Annotated in this window: 1 protein-coding gene; it reads left to right on the top strand. The window is 64.0% G+C overall.

Annotated elements, in window-relative coordinates; genetic code table 11:
• Positions 1-10 precede the first annotated feature (10 nt).
• On the top strand, positions 11-680 hold a 670-nt coding region (locus AC1DU6_RS34185; protein ID WP_477862879.1), incomplete at its 3' end, for a tetratricopeptide repeat protein.

Here is a 680-nt window from a genome sequence, read left to right as displayed (position 1 = left end):
CGCCAAGTCCGTGCAGGCCCAGGCGCCCAACGAGCCGCAGGGCTGGTCTTTTGAAGGCGATGTGCAGGCCGCGAAGCGCAACTGGCCGGCGGCGGTGGTGGCATTCCGTACCAGCCTGTCCAAGCGTCCGCTGGAAGAGACGGTCATCAAGCTTTATCTGACACAGGCCAGCGCGGGATCGCAGGCGGAGGCCGACAAGCTGGCGGCCGACTGGCTGACCAAGTACCCGGATTCGCCGGCGCTCGACTACCTGCTGGGCGACCAGGCGCTGGCACGCGGTGAGTTCGACCGGGCAGAACGGCATTTCCGAAGGGTGATTGCCGTGCGGCCCAACAATGCGGTGGCGCTGAACAATCTGGCCTGGTTGCTGCATCGTGCTGGCCGGCCCGGCGCACTGGAAATGATCGAGAAGGCGCTCAGCCTGGCGCCGAATTCACCTTCCCTCACCGACACTGCGGCGGAAATCCAGGCGGGTGCGGGTCACGTGGACAAGGCCCTGGTGCTGCAAAGGCGTGCGGTTCAGCTGGATCCCGAGCAGCCCTTGCACCGCCTTCATCTCGCCGAATACCTGATCAAGAGCAACCAGAAGGCCGAAGCCAAGATCGAGTTGCAGAAGCTGAACGAACTGGGCAAGAGTTTTGCCAGGACTGCGGATGTGCAGAAGTTGCTGGCGGAGCTGT

The organism is Roseateles sp. P5_B10, assembly GCF_056400485.1.
The sequence above is the reverse complement of the archived record's forward strand: the minus strand, read 5'-3'. Positions and strand labels throughout refer to the sequence as shown.